The organism is Nostoc sp. CHAB 5836 (genome assembly GCF_020829445.1).
GTDB lineage: Bacteria > Cyanobacteriota > Cyanobacteriia > Cyanobacteriales > Nostocaceae > Nostoc.
Genome location: NZ_JAIVFV010000056.1, coordinates 1 through 22,820, shown reverse-complemented (window position 1 = coordinate 22,820; position 22,820 = coordinate 1). Strand labels below are relative to the sequence as shown.

15 protein-coding genes are annotated in these 22,820 nt (G+C 43.1%); 11 read left to right on the top strand and 4 right to left on the bottom strand.

All coding sequences use genetic code 11. The annotated features are described in order from the left end of the window. The first annotated feature begins 392 nt into the window (after window positions 1-392). Window positions 393-2,498 (top strand): acylase, encoded by a 2,106-nt coding sequence (locus tag LC605_RS13530; protein WP_229548047.1) that lies wholly within the window; start codon window positions 393-395, stop codon window positions 2,496-2,498. Between the two features lie 44 nt (window positions 2,499-2,542). Here LC605_RS13530 and LC605_RS13525 read toward each other — a convergent pair whose 3' ends face one another. Beyond that, window positions 2,543-2,800 (bottom strand): hypothetical protein, encoded by a 258-nt coding sequence (locus LC605_RS13525; protein WP_229548046.1) that lies wholly within the window; start codon window positions 2,798-2,800, stop codon window positions 2,543-2,545. A 92-nt stretch (window positions 2,801-2,892) separates the two neighbouring features. On the opposite strand from LC605_RS13525, the gene LC605_RS13520 reads away from it, so the two are divergent. The 8 genes from LC605_RS13520 to LC605_RS13485 all read left to right on the top strand — a co-directional run bounded on the left by LC605_RS13520 (window position 2,893) and on the right by LC605_RS13485 (window position 13,390). Next, window positions 2,893-3,492: a Uma2 family endonuclease gene (locus LC605_RS13520; RefSeq protein ID WP_229548045.1), complete on the top strand. Its 600-nt coding sequence runs from the start codon at window positions 2,893-2,895 to the stop codon at window positions 3,490-3,492. 592 nt (window positions 3,493-4,084) lie between these two features. Beyond that, window positions 4,085-5,215, top strand: a complete 1,131-nt coding sequence (dnaJ, locus tag LC605_RS13515) for a molecular chaperone DnaJ (RefSeq protein WP_229548044.1) — start codon at window positions 4,085-4,087, stop codon at window positions 5,213-5,215. Further along, the gene (locus LC605_RS13510) at window positions 5,215-5,472 is read left to right on the top strand and encodes a sulfurtransferase TusA family protein (RefSeq protein WP_229548057.1); all 258 of its coding nucleotides are present in this window, start codon (window positions 5,215-5,217) and stop codon (window positions 5,470-5,472) included. The genes dnaJ and LC605_RS13510 overlap by 1 nt, the downstream gene beginning before the upstream one ends. Continuing rightward, window positions 5,469-6,635, top strand: a complete 1,167-nt coding sequence (gene rsgA, locus LC605_RS13505; protein WP_229548043.1) for a small ribosomal subunit biogenesis GTPase RsgA — start codon at window positions 5,469-5,471, stop codon at window positions 6,633-6,635. Before LC605_RS13510 ends, rsgA begins: the two co-directional genes overlap by 4 nt. Before the next feature lie 262 nt (window positions 6,636-6,897). Further along, complete coding sequence (locus tag LC605_RS13500) at window positions 6,898-7,659, top strand: Uma2 family endonuclease (RefSeq protein ID WP_229548042.1); 762 nt, start codon at window positions 6,898-6,900, stop codon at window positions 7,657-7,659. Between the two features lie 43 nt (window positions 7,660-7,702). Next, a complete protein-coding gene (locus LC605_RS13495) occupies window positions 7,703-8,272 on the top strand; it encodes a Uma2 family endonuclease (protein ID WP_229548041.1) in 570 nt (189 codons plus the stop codon). Between the two features lie 822 nt (window positions 8,273-9,094). Then, on the top strand, window positions 9,095-10,684 hold the full coding sequence (locus tag LC605_RS13490) for a glycoside hydrolase family 57 protein (protein WP_229548040.1): 1,590 nt from the start codon (window positions 9,095-9,097) through the stop codon (window positions 10,682-10,684). A gap of 645 nt (window positions 10,685-11,329) precedes the next feature. Beyond that, entirely contained in the window at window positions 11,330-13,390 is a 2,061-nt protein-coding gene (locus LC605_RS13485) for a serine/threonine-protein kinase (RefSeq protein ID WP_229548039.1), read from the top strand. Between the two features lie 308 nt (window positions 13,391-13,698). Here the strand turns inward: LC605_RS13485 and LC605_RS13480 are convergent, their stop codons facing one another. Both LC605_RS13480 and LC605_RS13475 read right to left on the bottom strand, forming a co-directional pair. Beyond that, window positions 13,699-14,064: a Lin0512 family protein gene (locus tag LC605_RS13480; protein ID WP_229548038.1), complete on the bottom strand. Its 366-nt coding sequence runs from the start codon at window positions 14,062-14,064 to the stop codon at window positions 13,699-13,701. 236 nt (window positions 14,065-14,300) lie between these two features. Further along, the gene (locus tag LC605_RS13475; RefSeq protein ID WP_229548037.1) at window positions 14,301-14,669 is read right to left on the bottom strand and encodes a Crp/Fnr family transcriptional regulator; all 369 of its coding nucleotides are present in this window, start codon (window positions 14,667-14,669) and stop codon (window positions 14,301-14,303) included. Window positions 14,670-15,235: 566 nt separating this feature from the next. Between LC605_RS13475 and ileS the strand changes: the two genes are divergently transcribed. Then, window positions 15,236-18,142: an isoleucine--tRNA ligase gene (gene ileS / locus LC605_RS13470; RefSeq protein WP_229548036.1), complete on the top strand. Its 2,907-nt coding sequence runs from the start codon at window positions 15,236-15,238 to the stop codon at window positions 18,140-18,142. Window positions 18,143-19,094: 952 nt separating this feature from the next. After that, complete coding sequence (locus LC605_RS13465) at window positions 19,095-20,252, top strand: histidine decarboxylase (protein ID WP_229548035.1); 1,158 nt, start codon at window positions 19,095-19,097, stop codon at window positions 20,250-20,252. Between the two features lie 163 nt (window positions 20,253-20,415). On the opposite strand, the gene LC605_RS13460 is transcribed toward LC605_RS13465, so the two are convergent. Continuing rightward, the coding region (locus tag LC605_RS13460) for a bifunctional diguanylate cyclase/phosphodiesterase (protein ID WP_229548034.1) at window positions 20,416-22,820 on the bottom strand (2,405 nt) is incomplete at its 5' end.

The window sequence follows — 22,820 nt, the reverse complement described above, 5'->3', positions numbered from 1 at the left end:
TTATTACTTTGATATATTTTCTCAATAAAGTGGTATTGTTAGATCGACTTAAATCTGCTTTGTCAAAGTCACTTGCGTGCCAAGAGGGGACTGAGTACTAGGGAGTGGGTACTGGTGAATGGGAATTGGGCACTAGGGACTGGGGACTGGGAGCTAGGAGGACATAAAGGACAAAGGGGAATTATTTAAACCAATTCGCAATTCGCAATTCGCAATTCGCAATTCGCAATTACGTTTTGTGACGGGGATTTAGACCCCGACACAAAACGCGCTGTCTGTAGAGACAGGGGACTTAAACCCCTAAAGCTCGTTAAAAGTCACTCCTTTGTCTCTTCCCAATGCCCAATAGCAGTTTCAGTCACCAAGCATTACATCTGTAAATGGTGGTGTTAATGAGGATTGATATTTTATTCAGAGTTTACAAAAGAAAATCAAAACGTGTTTTACCCTTAATACTCAGCTTTATCCTGGTTTTGTTTGTAGGCAGCCGCACTATGGCTATACCAACAAAATCCACAGAGATATTATGGGATACTTATGGTGTGCCGCATATTTACGGCAAAGATGATCGGAGTGCATTTTATGCCTTTGGTTGGGCACAAATGCAAAGTCATGGAGATTTGCTTTTGCGTCTCTATGGTCAAGCACGGGGACGCGCGGCCGAATATTGGGGAGAAGAATACCTGGAGTCAGATCGTTGGGTACAGACTGCGGGAGTACCAGAACGCGCTCGTTCTTGGTACAAAGCACAGAGTCCAACTTTTCGTAGTTGTCTTGACGCTTTTGCTACTGGGATCAATGCTTATGCAAAACAAAATCCTAACTTGATTAATGATGAAGTTGAGGCGGTGCTACCAGTCAAGGCAGAAGATGTCATGGCTCACTTACATCGGGTACTCAATTTCACCTTTGTGGTCAATCCGGAGCAAGTATTAGACCTGAGCAAAGAAAAGTTGCAAGTAGGATCTAATGGTTGGGCGATCGCACCAAGTCATTCTGCTGATGGGAATGCTATGTTGTTAGCAAACCCACATCTACCTTGGTCTGATTTATTTTTGTGGTATGAAGCTCAAATCACCGCACCAGGGATTGACGCTTATGGGGCAACACTTGTAGGTATTCCCGTATTAGCGATCGCCTTTAACAACAACTTAGGTTGGACTCACACCGTTAATACTTATGATGGTTGGGATGTTTATGAACTCACACTCGCAGGTAATGGATACCAGTTTGATGACAAAGTTCGTAACTTCCAAACCAAAACCCTCTCCCTAAAGGTGAAGCAGAAAGATGGCTCTTTGCAAGAGCAACCATTAGTCGTGAAAAGTTCTGTCCACGGGCCTGTGGTAGCCGAGAAAAATGGTAAAGCTGAGGCGTTGAGGGTTGCAGGTCTTGACCGACCAGGTGTACTCCAGCAGTGGTGGGATATGGCACGAGCAAAAAATCTTGCTCAGTTTGAAAAGACACTCCAGCGCTTACAATTGCCAATGTTTACCGTAATGTATGCGGATCGAGAAGGGCATATTATGCACCTATTCAACGGTCAAGTTCCAGTGCGCTCAAGGGGTGATTTTGAATACTGGCAAGGCATAATCCCAGGAAATACGTCTAAAACCTTGTGGACAAAAATTCATCCTTACCAAGATTTACCACGCATAGTTGACCCAAAGAGTGGCTGGTTGCAAAATACAAATGACCCACCTTGGACAACTACATTTCCAGCCGCCATTAAAGCAGATAATTACCCGCCTTACATCGCACCTCGTTTTATGGATTTCCGCTCACAACGTTGTGTAAGGATGTTGGCTGAGGATGACAAAATTTCTTTTGATGAAATGATTGCATACAAGCACTCTACCCGCATGGAACTGGCCGAGCGGATTTTGGATGATTTAATTCCAGCTGCACGCAAATATGGTCAGGACTTAGGGCAAAAAGCAGCTAATGTTCTTGAAGCCTGGGATCGACAAGCCAATGCAGATAGTCGCGGGGCGGTACTATTTGCCTTTTGGATACAACAGATGGACTTAGATAAAGCGTTTAGTAAACCTTGGAATAAAAATTCTCCACGCACCACACCCGACGGTTTAGCTAATCCTGAAAGTGCAGTTGCAACTCTGCAAACAGTCGCAGCGGAGGTAGAAAAGACTTATGGGACACTTGATGTACCCTGGGGCCAGGTTTTTCGGCTACGGGTGGGTGATGTGGATTTATCTGCCAATGGTGGGGATGGGGAACTGGGAATTTTTCGGGTACTGAATTTTGCTCCTGGAGAAAATGGGCAGTTCCAAGCTGTTGCAGGTGATTCTTATGTGGCTGCAATTGAATTTTCCAACCCTGTACGAGCAATGGCACTCATCAGCTACGGTAACGCAACTCAACCCGGATCGCCCCACATTAGCGATCAGTTACAGATGTTCGCTAACAAAAAGTTACGGACTGTGTGGCGCGATCGCTCTAAGATTCTTGCTCATTTAGAAGAACGTAAAATATTCTGAGTAATAGTGTAGGACAACGATCCAATACATCGATGTCAGGAAGTTCAGCAGTTATGGTCAAAGTGGAAATGGGTTTGTACATCTTCTTTTAACTGCTGTGTCAGGTTCTGAATCTGGCGCTGACTCCCAGTCAATGTCGCTGGGAGCAATCGCGAAGAAAACCCCTCGCCCAGTGAATCAGACTTTGCGGCTGCGGCATTCCACCGTTCAATAGCAATTGTTCTTTCCTTTGCTGATAATAGTTTTAGAGCTAAGTAGGTCGGCGCAATTAAAGTTAACTGGCTAAGGCTGTCATTTGTCATTCGTCATTAGTAAGGGTTTTGAGCTTATTTACGTTTCGTAACATACTTGAGTTTTTTCGCACCAACGTACTTAATTATTTAAGAGGTTGATTATGGTCTTTGCTCAAACCAGTCGCCCAGATGTAATAACAACTCGCCTGACGTTAGACGAGTATCGGGCTATGGAAGAAACCAACCCAGAACGCCATGAATACCGCAACGGAGAGGTTATTACTATATCGGGAGGATCGGTTACTCACAGTGCCATCGCCAGCAACTTCTTAATTTACCTGGGGTTTTTACTGAGGGACACCGATTTTAGCTTGTATAATAGCGACTTGCGAATTTGGATTCCTGAATATCAGTGTGGGACTTATACCGATTTGATGGTTGTTAATGGTGAACCAGAGTTCAATGGCAATCGCAATGATGAAATTCTAAATCCAATACTTATTGTCGAAGTTCTATCGCCTTCTACCGAAGCATACGATCGCGGCGAAAAGTTCAGAAAATATCGCTCTCTTGCCAGCTTTTGTGAATATCTGCTTGTAAGCCAAACTGAACCCTACATTGAGCAATATCACAATTTGGATCGTAGCAGTAACGATCGCTGGGTATGGCAAGTTCACTCTCACCTTGAGCGGACGATTGTTCTGCACAGTTTAAACGTAGAAATTCCCTTGACTGAAATCTATCGTCGGATTAATTTTTAAGGCTGCTTAACTCTCTGACAATAATAGGGGGCGTGAGTAACAACGGAACAGATAAGAATAAATTGCACATCGCGTTAGTTAATATAAATTTAACAAAGTTTCACAAGACCCCAGCGGTTTGCTAGATTGTAGAAGCAAATTACTTTGGGCTAGGCAGTATGCCAGTTCAGATCCACTTCCAAAGCAGGGTGGTTTTCCACACCTAATGGTGCGGCTAGCCCCTCTGGTTGATGGGCGGGGTTTTCCTCTCCTACGTAGCACAATTGTAAAAGAGGCAGCCGACTCGGCAATGAGAAGTCTGAGCAGAGGCTTCCCCTGATCATAACTTCTGTGGCTTTTGTCGTCTCCCACGAGGAAAGCATCTGTTGCTCTAGATTTGTCGGTGATTTTTGTAAAAGCTAAAGGGTAAAATCAATTTGTTAACAAAAATTAATTTTATCTTCTGCCTGACCTCCGGCAAGTTGCCCTTTAAAGGATACTGTGTTGCTCTTGCATATCTGTAAAGCAAAACGCCTTTCCGTAAGTAGCAAGTGACCGTGAGTGACCTTCTACTGACTTCTGCTTTCTTCCTTCTAACTTTTACCTTTGCTATATGGCCCGCGACTATTATGAAATCCTGGGTGTCTCTCGCGACACCGACAAAGAAGAAATCAAACAAGCCTATCGCCGTTTAGCCCGGAAGTATCACCCAGATGTGAACAAAGAACCGGGAGCGGAGGATCGCTTTAAAGAAATTAACCGCGCTTATGAGGTACTCTCAGAACCAGAAACCCGCGCTCGTTACGATCGCTTTGGGCCAGAGGGTGTATCAGGTGCTGCTGGCGCGGGCTTTCAAGATGTGGGCGATATGGGTGGTTTTGCCGATATCTTTGAAAGCATTTTTAGTGGCTTTGCTGGCGGTATGGGTAGTCCCACGCAACAAAGACGGCGCAGTGGGCCTGCGAGGGGCGATGACCTGCGGCTAGACCTGAAGTTAGACTTTCGGGAAGCGGTATTTGGCGGCGAAAAAGAAATTCGCATTTCCCATCTAGAAAATTGCGAAGTTTGTAGCGGTTCTGGTGCTAAACCTGGAACCCGCCCTCGGACTTGTTCTACTTGTACCGGATCGGGTCAAGTCCGCCGTGTCACTAGGACACCTTTTGGCAGTTTTACCCAAGTCTCGACTTGTCCGACCTGTAACGGAACAGGGATGGTAATTGAAGATAAGTGTGACGCCTGTGATGGTAAGGGCGCAAATCAAGTCACAAAGAAACTCAAAATTACCATTCCAGCTGGGGTGGATAATGGCACTCGCTTACGGATTTCTAGTGAAGGCGATGCTGGCCAACGTAGTGGGCCTCCTGGAGATTTGTACGTCTATTTGTTTGTGAATGAGGACGAAGAATTCCAACGGGATGGCATTAATATTCTCTCGGAAATCAAAGTTAGCTACCTGCAAGCGATTTTAGGTTGTCGGTTAGAGGTAGATACGGTAGATGGGCCGGTGGAATTGATTCTTCCAGCTGGAACCCAGCCCAATACGGTGATGAAGTTGGAAAATCGCGGCGTACCCCGCTTGGGTAATCCCGTCAGTCGTGGAGATCATATGCTGAACGTATTAATTGATATTCCCAACAAAGTCACCCCAGAGGAGAGGGAACTGTTGGAGAAGCTGGCTAAAATTAAGGGAGATCGCACTGGTAAAGGTGGTCTAGAAGGATTTTTGGGAAATTTATTTAAGTGATCAAGCCCTCTTCTCTTTTAACTCCCGATGCTCAACTTGATTTACGCGGCACCCCTTGCCCAATTAATTTTGTGCGGACAAAATTACGTCTGGAGAAAATGCCATTGGGAGGTTTGCTAGAAGTCTGGCTAGACGCAGGTGAGCCGATTGAGCAGGTTCCTGATAGTCTGACAATGGCAGGTTATCAGGTGGAAAAAATTACAGACTGCACTAGTTATTTTTCTCTGTTAGTGCGCCGTCCACTTGCTGGCCAATGACAGGGGAAAATTTTGCCGCAAGTGGACAGTTATTGGGTACGGTGCTGGCTGTACAGGCTAATTTTTACCGAGTACAGCTGGATCAAGAGGATGGGGAGATGGGGGAGATGGGGGAGATGAGGGAGATGGGGGAGATGAGGGAGATGAGGGAGATGAGGGAGATGGGGGAGCAAAATCTCTCTCATCCTCTTCATCTTCCTCATTCTCCCTTGCTCCTTTGTACTCGCAGAACGCGTCTGAAAAAAATTGGGCAACAGGTGATGGTCGGCGATCGCGTTGTGGTGGAAGAGCCAGATTGGGCTGGAGGACGGGGTGCGATCGCTGAGGTTTTACCCCGCCAAAGTGAGTTAGACCGTCCGGCGATCGCCAATGTTAACCAAATCCTATTGGTATTTGCCGTTGCTGATCCACCTTTGGAACCTTATCAGCTAAGTCGGTTTCTAATTAAGGCTGAGTCTACTGGCTTAGATGTGCTTTTATGCTTGAATAAAAGTGATTTAATTTCACCCCAGGAACAGCAACAACTTAGCGATCGCCTCCTTGGTTGGGGCTATCAACCAATATTTATCAGTGTCAAAGATGGTATAAATACGGAGCAAGCAGCCAGATATTTGAGTAATAAAATTACCGTAATTGCTGGGCCTTCCGGCGTGGGTAAATCCAGCTTGATTAATACACTAATTGACTCTCTTCATCTGCGAGTCGGAGAAGTTTCTGGCAAACTAGCTCGTGGTCGTCATACCACTCGCCATATAGAATTATTTGAGTTATCTACCGGTGGAATGCTTGCAGATACTCCCGGTTTTAATCAGCCGGATATGGATTGTATACCAGAAGAATTAATCCATTATTTTCCAGAAGCAAGAAAGCGGTTAGCAGTTGCTAGCTGTCGGTTTAGTGATTGTCTGCATCGAGATGAACCTGAGTGTGCGGTGCGGGGAGACTGGGAACGATATGAACATTATTTAGAATTTTTGGATGCTGCGATCGCTCATCAAACTCAGCTGCACCAACAAGCTGATCCAGAATCTACCATGAAGTTAAAAAGCAAAAGCAAAGGGCACAGTCAATACGAACCCAAGTTAGAAAGTAAAAAATATCGCCGGATTTCCCGCAAGACTCAGTTACAGGACTTGCAGGAGTTATATCGAGATGAGGAATAACCAGGGCGATGTCTACGACGAGCTGCGCTTACGTAAATCGGCAAGAATAAACCAAACTATATTGCGAAACGTAAATACGCCTTAAACCCTTATAAATCAATACGCTTGGGTTAAGCAATTCTTCCCTCTCTTTCTCTCTTCTCTCTGTGCCCTCTGCGCCTCTGCGGTTCGTTAAAGAAAAAGAGTTTTAGCCCTTTTGTGAACCGTATTGTAATAAAGGTTGGTCACGATAGCATGGATACAAATATAAAAACTATGTTGTATGTCTCAGCCCCTTGCTACCACCGCTAGTGTAAAAGATGTCACTGAGAGTATAATTTTCCCACCAGGCGACATCTATAGTGACGAACCCCCCTTGGAATCTGATCTGCACCGCGAACAAATTGATTTACTTATCCGCTTGATTAAGTGGTGGTGGCGCGATCGCCAGGATTTTTATGCTACCGGCAACCTGACGATCTATTTCAGTCCCAACCAGAAAAAATCAGAAGAATTTCGAGGCCCTGATTTCTTTGTAGTTTTAGATACAGAAAAAAAAGACCGCAAAAGCTGGGTTGTGTGGCAAGAAAATGGTAAATATCCCAATGTGATTATTGAGATGTTATCTGATTCCACTGCCTCAGTTGATAAAGGTTTGAAAAAGCAGATATACCAGAATACATTTCGGACTCCTGATTACTTTTGGTTTGACCCAAATAACCTAGAATTACAGGGATTTCACATAGTTGATGGGCAATATCAAGAACTTGTACCCACGGAGTCGGGTTGGTTGTGGAGTCAGCAGCTAGATTTGTATTTAGGAGTTGAGTCTGGTAAATTACGCTTTTTTACCCCAGATGGGCATCTGGTAATATTGCCAGAAGAAGAAGCGAACCAACAGTTACAGCAAGCAAACCAACAGTTACAGCAAACAAATCAACAGTTACAGCAAACAAATCAAGAGCTAGAACAAGAACGTCAACGGGCTGCAATATTGGCAGAACGCTTACGAGCCGCAGGTATTGATCCTGAGCAATTATTCTGAAAATAGAATTTTATCTCTAAACTAGCCATAGAAAAATAGTGCTATGAACCAAACAATATCTGATCAAGTCCGTTGGACAACCTCAGACTTAGAATTACTCACAACTGACGAATGGAAGCGCTATGAAATTGTTGACGGAGAACTATTTGTGACTAGAGCGCCTCACTGGAAACATCAGCGAACTGCTGGTAATATTCATTTAGAATTGGAAATTTGGTCTCGTTCCAGTAAACTAGGTGAACCTATTACAACTCCCGGCATAATTTTTACAGATGCCGATAATGTCATACCCGATGTAGTTTGGATTAGTCATGAGCGTTTAGCACAATTGCTAGATGACGAAGGGCATTTGAGAGGAGCGCCAGAACTCATTGTCGAAGTGCTTTCTCATGGGACAACTAACGAACGTCGAGACAGAGAAGCCAAGTTGAAACTATACTCATCCACAGGAGTCCGAGAATATTGGATTGCAAATTGGCAATTACAACAGCTAGAAGTTTATCGCCGAGAAGCTGCTCAATTAAAACTGATCGCAACCTTGCTGGCTGATGACGAAATCACATCGCCAATTTTACCAGGTTTCTGTGTTCGAGTTCAGCATTTTTTTATCTGATTCTAGCCTAGGCGTAGTCCAACCTAGGCATCGTTCTTCAAGTTCAATTTCACCAACAAATAATCCGCCAACAGCGATATGAAATAATTTTCTGGTGTCGGGTTATGGATATACTTTTGGTATAAGTAGGTTGGCGCAAATAAAGCTAACTGGCTAAGGCTGTCATTTGTCCTTTGTCATTGGTCATTAGTAAAGGTTTTAAGCTTATTTACGTTTCGTAACATACTTGACTTTTTTCGCACCAACGTACTTAGTCCAGCGATGAATTCCCATTGTTCTTTGAGAATGGGTAGGTGTAGCCCGCCGCAGGCATCGCTTTGCCAAAAATCATAGACGTGTGTACGGAGAGGGGAAAATCCAGTTCCCTCCCCGATTTCGGGGAGGGTTAGGGTGGGGTTCTTTATTATGCAGCTTCATATTAAATTGGTAACTTAGGTGACAAGTTTTCATCAAAAAGTAATTTCATGCAGATAATGGAGCGGTCATAAACCGACGCTCACGGTCAGCAGCATAAGCAATGCAAGCTTTTAAATCTTCTCGCGTCAGATCGGGAAAATCGTAGTCTACTGAAGTAGACTAGAGATTTTCGGGTATATTTTAGTCATCTTCAGATGACTTTCGCTATTCTTCTTGGAACTTCAGTTCCTTGTGAGACATGACTTTGACGTTAAGTTGACACCAATGAACATTGTTGTGCCCCTACAAACACTGTATTTTACTCAATTGAAAACTATTCTTACGATCCCCATAAAGTCTTAAAATATTGTTAATTTCAGCCAAACCTCTCGACCTTCAACTTACAAGTATCACCCCAAAATCATTATGGCTATCGGCTACGTCGCGCTTGTACTCCACGCACATCTACCCTTCGTTCGTCACCCGGAAAGTGACTACGTGCTGGAGGAAGAATGGCTCTATGAAGCCATCACAGAAACCTACATTCCATTATTGAAAGTATTTGAAGGCTTAAAGCGAGACGGTATCGACTTTAAAATCACGATGAGTATGACACCACCTCTAGTGTCGATGCTTCGTGATCCTCTGCTTCAAGAACGCTATGACGCACACTTAACCCAACTAGAAGAACTCATAGCACTAGAAGCAGAACATAATGTAAATAACGGGCATCTTCGTTATTTAGCCGAGCATTACGCTACTGAGTTTAGCGAAGCGCGTCAGCTATGGGAAAGCTACAACGGTGACTTGGTGACAGCTTTTAAGAAGTTCCAAGACAGTAACAACCTGGAAATCATCACTTGCGGCGCTACTCACGGCTATTTGCCGTTGATGAAAATGTATCCACAAGCAGTATGGGCGCAAATTCAGGTAGCTTGCGAACATTATGAGCAAACCTTTGGACAAGCACCCAGAGGCATTTGGTTGCCGGAATGCGCCTACTATGAAGGTTTAGAGCGGATGCTAGCTGATGCTGGGTTACGCTACTTCCTCACTGATGGACATGGCATCCTTTACGCCCGTCCCCGTCCGCGCTTTGGCACTTATGCCCCAATTTATACAGAAACTGGTGTTGCTGTCTTTGGTCGAGATCATGAATCTTCCCAACAGGTATGGTCTTCTGAGGTCGGCTATCCGGGGGCGGCGGAATATCGGGAATTTTACAAAGATTTGGGCTGGGAAGCAGAATATGAGTACATCAAGCCCTACATTATGCCCAATGGTCAGAGGAAAAATACGGGCATTAAGTATCACAAAATTACTGGACGTGGTTTAGGTCTATCAGATAAGGCGCTCTATGATCCTTATTGGGCTAAGGAAAAAGCAGCAGAACACGCTGATAACTTTATGTATAACCGAGAGCGGCAATCTGAGCATCTCTATGGTATAATGCAACGTCCGCCAATTATCGTTTCACCTTATGATGCAGAGTTATTTGGACATTGGTGGTATGAAGGCCCTTGGTTTATCGATTACCTATTCCGCAAATCGTGGTATGACCAAAAAACATATCAAATGACCCATTTAGCAGACTATTTGCGAGATCAGCCAACGCAGCAAGTCTGTCGTCCTTCCCAGTCAAGTTGGGGTTTTAAGGGTTTCCACGAATATTGGTTGAATGAAACGAATGCGTGGATTTATCCGCATTTGCACAAAGCTGCGGAACGGATGATTGAAATCTCGTACCTGGAACCAGAGGACGAGTTGGGGTTGAAAGCATTGAACCAAGCAGCGCGGGAATTGTTATTAGCACAATCTTCTGACTGGGCTTTTATTATGCGGACGGGAACGATGGTACCCTATGCAGTCAGACGGACGCGATCGCACCTGATGCGGTTCAATAAGCTATATGAAGACGTTAAAGTTGGCAAAATTGATAGTGGTTGGCTGGAAAAAGTCGAGTTAATGGATAATATCTTCCCCGAAATCAACTATCGCGTCTATCGTCCGCTATAGTTTCACACAAAGTGACCAACAGCAGTAGGGTGGGCAATGCCCACCCTATACTACAATACGGTTCAGTTAAGCCGAAAACTGAATATTTACGTAGGTTCTGACAAATGCGCTGAATTGTCAGTGACTTAAGATGAATGTATACTCCAATTGACACTCTCAGGTCTGAAGACACTGAGATTCTTAGTTCATTGACGTGCCTTAAAATTGTCTATCCTTACGGCAGTACTTAAACCTCGCACCCGTTCAAGACAACAAAGTGCTGAGTCTAATTTAAACAATCCCAGTGGGCTTCATCTCCCTAAGCGTTAGAAAATCGTTTTTCTAGTTTCCGTATGCCCTACGGTACTTTGTCCAATGAATAAGTAGTGTTGTTTACTGGTCTGAACGCGCGTTGGCATCCTAGCTTTTATTTATCGTGGTTTACTCGCTACCCACTATCCATTATTTTTTCCTAGCCAGTCATTTTGGGGTTGGTTATCCATTTGTGCTAGCGGTTATTCTACCTGTGGCATAATTGTATTATACCAGTCCCCGTACCAAAAATTAATTCTGAATGCGGTTAAAACCGCACGAGTTGCTTATATCTCAGGGCTAAAGCCACTGAGCTTTAGGCTTACCGACTAACTTGTAAAATGGATTCCCAGTATGCTCTGTTGCGTGAATCCCGATTGCCAAAAACCCTTAAATCCAAATAAAAACAATTATTGCCATAGCTGTAGAGCGGAATTGATCCCTCTGCTGGGAGGTCGCTATCGTCCTACTCAGGTGTTGTCAGATGAGGGCGGATTTGGTAGAACCTATTTGGCAGAAGATGTACACAAACTGAATGAATGCTGTGTTGTTAAGCAATTTGCACCAAAACTTCAGGGAACTGGGCCCCTAACAAAGGCCGTTGAGCTATTTAAACAAGAAGCGAGCCGACTGCAAGAACTTGGAGAACATCCGCAAATTCCAACTTTATTGGCTTATTTTGAGCAAAATCACTATCTGTTTTTGGTGCAGCAGTTTATCGATGGGCAAAACTTGCTTAAGGAATGGGAGACGCAAGGAAGCTATAGCGAAACAGAGATTCGCGAGCTTTTGCTAGATTTACTGCCCGTGCTGAAGTTTATCCATGCACGGGGAGTGATTCATCGGGATATCAAACCACAAAATATTATTCGCCGTCAAAGTGACGGGCGATTAGTGCTAATTGATTTTGGAGCCTCAAAGCAGCTGACGGCAACAGTGCAGACTAAAATGGGCACTGTTATTGGCTCACACGGTTACACTGCACTTGAACAAATGCAAGATGGAAAAGCTTACCCAGCCAGTGATTTATTCAGTTTGGGGGCCACTTCTTTTCATCTACTAACTGGGGTTCGCCCATCTCAACTGTGGATACAACACGGCTATGGTTGGGTTGCATCTTGGCGACAATATTTGCTTAGTCCAGGTAGGGGCGAGGTTTCTGTGTCTATAGAGTTGGGTGAAGTTTTGGATAAGCTGTTGCAACTAGATATCCAAAAGCGTTATCAATCGGCTGATGAGGTGATCACTGACTTGACACCTCGCCTACCACCATTGTCATCAGTACCCCCAACCATACTTACACCAACAATTGCAGCCAGCCCAGCAAGCAAAGGGCCAGTTTCATCAAAACCAAATAACAAGCTAACAAGTCAACTGCTTTTAGGTACGAGTATTGTGGTGATGGGATTAGGGGGAGTTTGGTATTTACAGTCTCGCCCCCATACAATGAGCGAGTTTTCTCAGCCTATTTCTCAGCCGATTCCGCCTCAAAAAAACGTCTTAAAAAATTCTTTTCTACCCAAACCTCTCAAGGGGCATTCCAGCGATGTGAATTCTGTAGCTTTCAGTCCTGATAGCACAACCCTTGCTAGTGCCAGTGATGATCAGACAATCAAGCTATGGAATCTCGCAAGTGGACAGGAAATCCACACTTTAGAAGGACATTCCAATTGGATTTGGACTGTAGCCTTTAGTCCTGATCACAAAATCCTTGCCAGTGGTAGTGCGGACAAGACAATCAAGCTGTGGAATATCGACACAGGAAAATTAATCCGTACCTTGCAGGGACATAGCGACGGAGTTACTTCTGTAGCTTTCAGTCCTGATGGCAAAACTCTTGCTAGTGGCAGTGCTAGTAAAGATAAGACAATCAAACTGTGGAATATCGACACAGGAAACTTAATCCGCACCTTAGAGGGACATAGCAATGGTGTTCCATCTGTGATTTTTAGTCCTGATGGCAAAACCCTCGCCAGTGGTGGCTGGGACAAGACAATTAAATTGTGGAATCTGGATACGGGAAAGTCAATCCGCAGCTTGGAAGGAAATGCTGGGTCAATTCTTTCAGTTGCTTTTGCTGGCGATGGTCTCACCCTGGCCAGTGGTAGTAATGACAAGACAATTAAATTGTGGAATCTGGAGACAGGAAAGTTAATCCACACTTTAAAGGGACATACTGATAAGGTTAATGCTGTTGCCTTTTTGCCCAGTACCATTCCAAATGGTGCCAACCTTGTCAGTGGTAGTAATGATCGGACAATTAAACTGTGGAATCTGGTAACAGGAAAGGAAATTCGCACTCTAGAGACGGGTTCTGGATATATTTATGCTATTGCCATTAGCCCAGACGGACAAACTATTGCCGGTGGTGGGAGTGGTGAGAACATTCTCAAAGTTTGGCAGATGATTCACTAGACATAGGAGTGAAATTAAATATGCGTTACCCAGAACCCTTGTCAAGACAAGTAGCACTGCTACGTCAAAACAATTGTTTTTCACTCCTATGTCTACTGAAAATTAGAGTATTTTTCAGGTATTTAGACCACAACTGAGACGGGGAGTGGTGTCGTTCAATTACCTGAAAATAGCTGTAAGTAGGTCGGCGCAATTAAAGATAACTGGTGATGGCTGTCATTTGTCCTTTGTCATTCCTCCTTGGTAAGGGTTTCAAGCCTGTTTACGTTTCGTCACATAGTTTGATTTATTTTCACCGACTTACTTAATTACTCATTGTCGATCAGAACTGTAACCGCAGCGATCGCAATCAACATTTCGTCATTTTTATCGTTGAGTTCGGGAATCGCCCGCCCTTGAACGATCATCCCCCCAGATTCTACGGTGAGGGTTTTTCTGCCAAATGGTAATACAGCTAGTACCTCTTGTTCCCTGACTTGTTCGGGGTATGGCACTGCTACCTGAACCTCTATAATCATTTCATTGGGGTGACTTAAACCTGCAACCTCCCAAACACCAGGTAAGGCATTATGAGCGATCGCATTACGTACTGCCCTAGACGCTGCTACTGTCGGTTCTTGTCCATGCTGATCTATTCCCATCCCCATCTCAATAATCAACCGTTTACGTGCCATTGCTACCTCAGATAAATCTTGGATCTTTCACCAAAAAACGCAGAAGCCAGAGATGATTGTAAGTAGGTCGGCGCAATTAAAGCTAACTGGCTAAGTCTGTCATTTGTCCTAAGTCAATTGGTCACTAGTAAAGATTTTAAGGCTATTTACGTTTCGTAACATACTTTGATTTTTTCGCGCCAACTTACTTACTTTAAGAGCCACACAGGTCATTACCTTGTGTCTGCTGAACTGCTTTAGACCATACGCTGCAAGCGACTCAGACGCTCTGAGTAACTTTTCATCACCTCTATAGCAAACATGGGTGTTTCCTGAACGGCAAACAGAAACCTTCTCTCATCAAGGAAAACCAATTTGCAATCTCCCTTGGCGATCGCTGTATAAGTTCTATTTTTGACTCCTACAAGTACCCCGACACCAAAAACTTCGCCCGGATCAATGGTTTCTACAACTTTGCCATTGACTAATATATCTACCTCTCCTTCCAGAATGCCGTACATCTGATCACCCGGCTGTCCTTCCTCAAAGATGACTTGACCTGCTAAAAATACTTTTGGGTCGGGTTGTTTTTGAAAGATACTGACTGTTACCACAGGACTTACCATTAGACATCTCCAGAAATTAAATATGCGTTACCCAGAACCCTTGTTTCGACGTAGCAGTGCTACGTCGAAACAATTCTTTTTCGGAGATGTCTATTAGAGCAACCCCAAAATTATTTATTTTTAAACGAAACCTTTCGATAGTTAGCGAACCTAGGAAAGTATACTACTTTCTGTTGATTAACTCCCAACTTCCGCAAAATTCCTGATTACCTAGAAACCTCTCCCTGGTTTTATAGCGCTTCTAGAATGGAAGCAATACACTCTGACCTCACTTCCATTCCTCTCTTCTAAAAGGAAAGAAGCTTTGAGTCTTACTCCCCAACGCTAGTAGGGAAGGGGCTGTTCTTGTTAGGTCTGTATTCCATGCAATTGAGAACCGCCATACATCATGTCCAGGTAATTAGTTATGATTCTCACAGTCATTGCACCCCACACGCCAGATCCACAACGAAGGGGAGACCCCAGACGCGAGACGTGTCTAACTTACGTTCAAATAGGAAATGTTGGTGATCAGGTCATCTTCTATAATTAATAAAACCTGCACACCTAATTCTAGGCATGAGACTGTGACCGAATCAGGAAGTTATAAAGATACTGTAAACCTACCCAAGACTAACTTTGATATGCGGGCAAACGCCATCAAGCGTGAGCCTGAAATCCAGAAATTTTGGGAAGAAAATAAAATCTACGATCGCCTCTCGAAAAATAACCCTGGCGAATTATTTATACTGCACGATGGGCCTCCCTACGCTAATGGCTCTTTCCATAGTGGTCATGCCTTAGGTAAAATTCTTAAAGATATTATTAATCGCTATCAACTCCTACGAGGGCGTAAGATTCGCTACGTCCCTGGTTGGGACTGTCACGGGTTGCCAATTGAGTTGAAAGTTTTGCAGAATATGAAGTCAGCAGAACGGCAAACCTTAACGCCTTTACAACTGCGGCAAAAAGCCAAAGAATTTGCTCTCCAAGCGGTGGCTGACCAAAGCAAAAGCTGTAAGCGTTTCGGGATATGGGGTGATTTTGAACACCCTTATCTAACTCTACAGCCGGAATATGAAGCAGCGCAAATTGGCGTATTCGGTCAGATGTTTTTAAAGGGTTACATCTATCGGGGTTTGAAGCCGGTTCACTGGAGTCCGAGTTCTAAAACCGCTTTGGCGGAAGCTGAGTTGGAATATCCTGAAGGTCACACTTCCCGCAGTATCTATGCAGCTTTTCCAATCACAGGTTTGGCGGAAGCTGTAAAACCACTTTTGGCAAAATATCAGTCAGATTTGGGTGTGGCGATCTGGACAACTACACCTTGGACAATTCCGGGGAATTTGGCGGTGGCGGTGAATGCAGATTTGAACTATGCAGTGGTGGAAGTTTCCCGCCCAGAGGGGGAAGCGCCGAGTAATTTCAAATACTTAATTGTTGCTGCTGATTTAGTCGAAGGTTTATCTTCAACCTTGGGAGTTGAGTTAACTCTAAAAGCCACCTTCAAGGGGAATGATTTAGAACATACTACGTACCGTCATCCTCTATTTGACCGGGAAAGTGCGATTGTAGTCGGCGGCGATTATATCACTACTGAATCGGGTACTGGATTGGTACATACTGCTCCCGGTCATGGTCAAGAAGATTACATTGTTGGTCAGCGTTACGGTTTGCCCATCCTTGCACCAGTGGATGATAATGGCGATTTTACCGAAGAAGCAGGACAATTTGCCGGGTTAAATGTGCTGGGTGATGGGAATCAGGCGGTAATTCATGCGTTGGCGGTGGCTGGTTCTTTGTTGAAGGAAGAAGCATACGCCCACAAATACCCTTATGATTGGCGGACGAAGAAGCCAACGATTTTCCGCGCCACCGAACAATGGTTTGCTTCCGTGGAGGGATTTAGAGAAGAAGCGCTTCATGCGATCGCCACGGTAAAATGGATTCCAGCCCAAGGTGAAAATCGGATCACGCCAATGGTAGCGGAACGTTCCGATTGGTGTATCTCCCGTCAACGGGCTTGGGGTGTACCCATTCCCGTTTTCTACGATCAAGCCACCGGGGAAGTACTGCTGAATGAAGAAATTATCAACCACGTCCAAGGAATCATCGCAGAAGTTGGTTCTGATGCTTGGTGGGAACTTTCAGTTGAGGAATTATTACCAGCATCCTATCGCCAAAATGGTAAGTCTTACCGCAGAGGTACAGATACAATGGATGTATGGTTTGATTCTGGCTCATCTTGGGCAGCTGTCACAAAGCAACGTCCAGAGTTACACTACCCCGCAGATATGTATTTGGAAGGTTCCGACCAGCATCGCGGCTGGTTCCAATCGAGTTTGCTCACTAGTGTAGCGGTGAATGACATTGCACCTTACAAAACTGTGCTAACTCACGGCTTTGTGTTGGACGAACAAGGGCGGAAGATGAGCAAGTCAGAAGGAAATGTCGTTGACCCAAATACAATCATTGAAGGCGGAAAAAATAAAAAAGAAGAACCACCTTATGGTGCAGATGTCCTGCGACTGTGGGTATCATCGGTAGATTATTCCTCTGATGTCCGCATTGGTAAAAACATCATTAAACAAATGAACGATGTTAGGGGCAAAATTCGCAATACGGCGCGGTTTTTGTTGGGTAGCTTGGATGATTTTGACCCGGAAAAAGACGCAATCCCCTTTGAAGAATTGCCCGAACTTGACCGTTATATGCTGCACCGGATCACCGAGGTGTTTGAGGAAGTAACCGTTGCCTTTGAGACTTTCCAATTCTTTCGCTTTTTCCAAACAATGCAGAATTTCTGCGTGGTGGATTTATCCAACTTTTATTTAGATGTTGCCAAAGATCGGCTGTACATCAGTGCAACCAACGCTTTCCGCCGTCGCAGTTGTCAAACGGTGCTGAAGATCGCAATAGATAATTTAGCACGAGCGATCGCTCCAGTATTATGCCACACTGCCGAAGATATCTGGCAATATCTCCCCTACAAAACACCCTACAAATCGGTGTTTGAATCTGGTTGGGTGCAGGTAGAAGAAAAATGGCGGAATCCGGAATTAGCCGAATTTTGGCAAGGGCTGCGACAACTGCGCACCGATGTTAATAAGGTGTTGGAACAAGCCAGGATAGAAAAACTGATTGGTTCTTCCCTGGAAGCCAAAGCTTTGATTCATATACCTCACAAACAATTAGGCGATGCGATCAAAGCCTTTAATCCTGTCAAGGGTAACGGTATTGACGAACTGCGGTATTTGTTGCTGACTTCCGAGGTGGAATTATTAGATTCTGCTGAAGGTTTGCAAGGATTAAAATATACAGCGCAGACGGAAGACTGGGGAATTGCTGTAGTGAAAGCAGATGGGCAAAAATGCGTTGGCAAAGCCTACACGAAGTGTATTCGCTGTTGGAACTACTCCACTCATGTGGGAGAATCAGCAGAACATCCCCTAATTTGCGATCGCTGTGTTGCAGCCTTAGCCGGAGAGTTCTAAAAACAACTGGCGTCAAAAATAGTAAATATACGTGTTGCTATATGGTATATAGCGTTTCCTAATCACATGAGGTACATCGAAAGCCCCCTCTCCGCTTGCGGGGAGGGGGTTGGGGGTTTAGACTTTTCAAACAGCCTCTAATCTCGACTTTATCCAAAATTAAGAACTCGGTTTTCTTTATGCGGCAAAAACCCTGGCTTTTTAGCAAATACTTTTTCCACTCTACAGGTTCTCCATAAAATTCAAAAACTAAAACTACTGTTCCACAAAGGTTTCAACTTCAGCGTTCACGTAGCGAAAAAAATGGATAAAGTCGAGCTAATATCAAATCCGGTTAAATGCACATAGTTAAAATATGCCACAAGCTTTATTAATTCATGGGTTATAGCGGTTCTCAATTGCATGGAATACAGACCTAACAAGAACAGCCCCTTCCCTTCTAGCGTTGGGGAGTAAGATTCAAAGCCTCTCTCCTCTTAGGAGAGAGGTTTGGAGAGAGGTCAAAACTGTACTGCACCCAAGGGAGAACCGCTATAAGTAGAGCGACGCAAATAAAACTAACTGGCTAAGGCTCTCACTTGTACTTCCCAGTATTAATACTAATCGATCTCATTACGCTTAGTAATATTATTTGAAACATCAATGTATTGCATTTTGAAGTGTGGTATGTGGGTTATGTATGCGATTAAATCAGGTTGCAGTCAGCACCTGAAATAGATATTTTGGGTAACACATATTATGGTTATTTTATGCAGTACGTAAGTCTAAGGGTAATATACTTTTGAATAAAAAATTAGAGTATTTATGCGGAAACACAGTGCGTGTTATTACGGAAAATTCATCGTAAATACAGGCAATTCAGGCAATTATTAAGAAAATATAAAGGTATGGATTAATACGTATAATTTAGACTAAAACATCCATTAACAGAAAATTTCAAAGGTTCACAGATATGTCAAATAAAGTTGCTGTTGCTAAAGAGTTGGCAGATTTTTTGGTTCAAATAGAACAGCGATCGCAGTTTCATGCAGGCTATCCATATAATTTAAGTTGTGATTACAGTGCGATCGCCAAATTTTTCAATTTTCTGTTAAATAATGCTGGAGATCCATATGTTGAGCCAGATTTTGGTCTCCATTCTCGTAAGTTTGAGCAAGAAGTCTTATCTTTTTTTGCTGAACTCTACAAGATTCCAGAAAATGAGTTTTGGGGTTATGTTACTGCTGGCGGAACTGAAGGTAATTTATATGGAATATTCTTAGCAAGAGAAATCTATCCTAATGGGATTCTTTACTCATCAGAAGACTCTCATTACTCAATACCCAAAGCAGCCAAATTATTCCGCATCCAACATAATGTTGTTAATTCGCAAATTAATGGAGAGATGAATTATGAACATTTTGAACAACTCATTAGCGAGAATCGTAATTCTCCACCGATTATAAATTTAAATATTGGCACTACTGTCAAAGGTGCAATTGATAACTTAGATAAAGTTATAGAAATTTTAGAACGTCATCAGATTAAAGATTACTACATTCATTGTGATGCCGCGCTTTCAGGGTTAATATTACCCTTTATAGATGGCGCTCCGCAAGTTAACTTTCAAAAACCCATAGATAGTATAGCTATTTCTGCTAAATTCATTGGTTCTCCCTTGCCTTGCGGTGTAGTTTTAACTAAGAAAAAATGGGTAAAAAAAGTTGAAACAGCCATTGAATATATTGGTTCAATAGATACAACAATTCTGGGTTCTAGAAACGGTCATACCCCTCTGATTCTCTGGTATGCAATCCAAACAAGAGGTTATGAGGGTTTAGCTAAAGAAGCAAATACCTGTATTAATAATGCCCAATATCTTTTCCAACAACTTAAAATCAGAGAATATCCATGTATGCTCAATAAATTTTCCAATACCGTAGTGTTTCAAAAACCTTCTCAAGGGTTAATTAAAAAGTGGCAGTTAGCAATTTTTGAAAACTCGGTACATCTTATAGTCATGCAAAATATCGATCGGGATAAAATCGACACTTTTGTTAATGAACTTTTGTTAGAAGAAGGGTTACTTAAGAATGTGGGAGATTACCAACTACAGCCAGTACTACACTAATATATAGTACTCATACTTGATTTTTGAAAATATACGTAGGGGAGCCAGTCGTTTGGGCGGGTTTCCCGACTTGAGCGAACTGGCGTTGTGTTAGCGACAGCGTAACGCACCATTATTAAGGGTTTGGTGCGTTACTACAGCTATAGAATTTGAAGCCAGTATTTTATCTATTTAAAAAGTTTTTGGCGCACAAGTTAGCAGCAAGTAGTATTTCTACTTCTGCACGTCCCATAGGTGGTAAGAAAAAATACCCTTGTCCATAATCACATTGTAAAACCTTCAATTGTGCTAATTGCTCTACAGTTTCTATCCCTTCTGCTGTTACAGACATATTTAAATTATGGGCTAATGTCACAATCGCTCGAATAATTTCTAAGTTTTCTCCTTTACTACCTATACTAGTCACAAAAGATCGGTCAATCTTAAGTGTTTTAATTGGTAAGCGGTGCAGATAACTCAAGGATGAATAACCAGTACCAAAATCATCCATGTGCATCTCGATATTGAGCGCTGTTAACTCGGAAAGCACAGTGGTAGCTAATTCAAAATTATCCATTAACAAGGTTTCAGTAATCTCCAATTTCAAACAGGATGGCTCCAGTCCAGTTTGCTGCAAAATATGTTTAATCTGTTGGAGTACATCAGGTTGGGTAATTTGTTTACCAGAAAAATTTACACTAATTGTCAGAGGTAGTGAGGTAGGAAATTGTTTATGCCATTTATGCATTTGGTCACAGGCTTCATAAAGCACCCATTGCCCGATATTAACGATCATTCCAGTTTCCTCGGCCAGGGGAATAAAATCTTGAGGGGAAATAAGTCCTCGTTCTGGATGATACCAACGTATCAATGCCTCAAATCCAATAATTTTGCCAGTTGTCAGTGAAATAATTGGCTGGTAATCAAGACGAAATTCTTCTTGCTTGAGTAGCGCATTTCGCAGAGCAGTTTCTAACTCCAACAGCAAAGCTGCACCCTCGTGCATCTTTGGGTCAAAGACCTCATAACGTGCCTTACCGAGTGCTTTGGCACAATACATTGCCACATCGGCGTCCCGCAGAACCTGTACTGCTTGCTGATAATCTGCTCTACTTAAAGCGATGCCAATACTAACATTTGTAAACACCCGATGCTCATTTAATTGAAATGGCAAAGTTAGAACCTTTTTAATTCGCTCGGCTACTTGTATGGCGGTGCTAATATCCTCAATTTCCTCAATTAAGATGGTGAACTCGTCTCCGCCAAAACGGGCAACTATGTCTCCAGTTCGCAGAACTGACTTTAGCCGATGAGAAAGGGCAATTAAAAGCTGATTTCCTAGTAAATGCCCAAGGCTATCATTAACAACTTTAAAGCGGTCTAGGTCTAAGAAGAGTACGGCAAATAAATAATTATTTTGCTGTTTACTACGTTCTATTGCCTGCTGTACCCGATCCATAAATAATTGCTGGTTAGGTAATCCTGTTAGCCCGTCATGAAGACTATTGTGCAGTAATTGGCCTTGTGCTTCTTCACGCTTGATAATGTCTTGTTGAAGTTGTTGATTAACTTTAATAAGTTCAATAGTGCGTTCTAGCACCAACTGCTCAAGCTGATAACGGTACTGGATTAATTCTTCCTCTGCTAGCTTCCGCTTAGTGATGTCACGGATAATAACAATATACTCCCGTATCTGGGAATTAAATGGCCGTGAAATAGTCGATTCAACAATTCGTAAACCTTGGTTGATTTTTAAAGTTTGCTCACTCCTAACAGACCATTGCTCCGGCTTACCCTGATAGCATATTAGAAGTTGATTCAAGTTTTGTCCAAGCAAGTGTTCAACACGTATTTGAAATAATTCTTCAGCAGCAGTATTTGTCTGAAAAATCACTCCACTTTCATCTAATACTAAAACAGTATCCGGAATGGTATCGAGAGTAGTAATAAATAGGTTTCTTGCTTGTTTGCGTGCTTCATCAATAGCAATAATTTGTGGTAAAGTTGTCCAGCAAGCGATCGCTACCCCTGTAAAAGAAAGCGTCACTAACAGAATAGCGAGTAAAGAGTTTTGAGGATTAGTAGAAAGTCTATCTAAAAAATCGCGGATCACCCAACTAATTATGGCAGTAATACAAATTAATGATACTAAAACAACCACTTGTAGTACTACAAAGTCTGGGTTGTTTTTACCAGGTTTAACCTCGTAGCGCTGTGTCCACCAGTTCGGGTGTAATGGTGCAAATCTTAAGCGACGTAACGCTACATCTCCTAGGTTCAGAACAATGGGTAATAATAATCCGACTAAAAATTGTTTCCCATTCAAAGCTAAACCTCCAACTATTAGAACTACCGCTTCTACCAAGAAAAAACCAAGTGACCACCAAGGCCATAACACCTGTGGTTGTCCCCGACACAGCCATAACCCCAGATGTAGTCCCATAATAGACATGAGATAACAAGTGCCTGCTACTGTGACAAGTTGATCTACATTTCCTAAATTTAGACAAAGCAAACTGAGTAGAAAGGTAACTAAAATAGCAGGGCCAAGGACACCTTGACGCGAAACTAATAGTTGGAGGTTTAGCT